1 rRNA gene is annotated in these 1643 nt (G+C 53.0%); it reads right to left on the bottom strand.

The annotated features are described in order from the left end of the window. Positions 1 to 18: 18 nt before the first annotated feature. Positions 19 to 1643 (bottom strand): 23S ribosomal RNA (locus NE623_RS14385); the annotation flags it as partial.

Genomic DNA, 1643 nt, shown 5'->3' with positions numbered 1-1643 from the left:
AGAGTATCTGATCAAGATGGGGTCAAGCCCTCGACCTATTAGTACACGCTAGCTGAATGAATCACTTCACTTACACTGTGTGCCTATCAACCTTGTAGTCTTCAAGGGGTCTTACCTGATTGACTCAGTGGGATATCTTATCTTAAGGCCGGCTTCACGCTTAGATGCTTTCAGCGTTTATCCGATCCGAACATAGCTGCCCAGCTGTGCCACTGGCGTGACAACTGGTGCACCAGAGGTTCGTCCATCCCGGTCCTCTCGTACTAGGGACAGCGCCTTTCAAATATCCTGCGCCCACGACAGATAGGGACCGAACTGTCTCACGACGTTCTGAACCCAGCTCGCGTACCGCTTTAATTGGCGAACAGCCAAACCCTTGGGACCGAATTCAGCCCCAGGATGCGATGAGCCGACATCGAGGTGCCAAACCTCCCCGTCGATGTGGACTCTTGGGGGAGATCAGCCTGTTATCCCCAGGGTAACTTTTATCCGTTGAGCGATGGCATTTCCACTCACATACCACCGGATCACTAACTCCGACTTTCGTCTCTGCTCGACCCGTCAGTCTCGCAGTCAGGCTCGTTTATGCGTTTGCACTCAATCATCTGGTTTCCGTCCAGATCGAACGAACCTTTGAACGCCTCCGCTACTTTTTAGGAGGCGACCGCCCCAGTCAAACTGCCCACCTGACAATGTCCCCCGCCTCGATTCAGAGGCGCAGGTTAGAATTCCAATGTCGCAAGGATGGTATCCCAACGTCCGCTCCGCTAGCGCCAAAGCACCAGTTTCCTAGCGTCCCATCTATCCTGTGCATGCAACACCGAAACCCAATATCAGGCTACAGTAAAGCTCCATGGGGTCTTTCCGTCTTGTCGCGGGTAACCGGCATCTTCACCGGTACTACAATTTCGCCGGGCGGGCTGTTGAGACAGTGCCCAGATCATTACGCCTTTCATGCGGGTCAGAACTTACCTGACAAGGAATTTCGCTACCTTAGGACCGTTATAGTTACGGCCGCCGTTCACTGGGGCTTCAATTCAATGCTTGCACATCTCCTTTTAACCTTCCAGCACCGGGCAGGCGTCAGCTCGTATACGTCATCTTTCGATTTAGCACAAACCTGTGTTTTTGGTAAACAGTTGCCTGGGCCTATTCTCTGCGGCTCACTCTCGTGAGCACCCCTTATTCCGAAGTTACGGGGTCAACTTGCCGAGTTCCTTAACAACCCTTCTCCCGTTGGCCTTAGAATCTTCTTCCTACCTACCTGTGTCGGTTTGCGGTACGGGCACCTTAGATATACACACAGCTTTTCTCGCCTCTCATCCAGCCGGACTTCGGTACTAAATTTCCCTCGATCACTACCGGAACCAACACCCGGCTCCGACCTTCAAAAAGTGTCCCTGTGCTTAAATCTTTCGGTGGGGACGGAATCTCTACCGTCTGTGCATCGGCTACGCCTTGCGGCCTGACCTTAGCTCCCGCCTAACTTGGAGTGGACGAACCTTCCTCCAAAAACCTGAGGTTTCCGGCCATGTGGATTCTCACCACATTCGCGCTACTCATTCCGGCATTCTCACTTCTGTAAACTCCACAGCCGCTTACGCTACTGTTTCTCCGCTTACACAACGCTCCCCTACCCCGCA

Source organism: Gemmiger formicilis (assembly GCF_024462815.1).
GTDB lineage: Bacteria > Bacillota > Clostridia > Oscillospirales > Ruminococcaceae > Gemmiger.
This window is presented reverse-complemented; position numbering and strand designations above follow the sequence as displayed.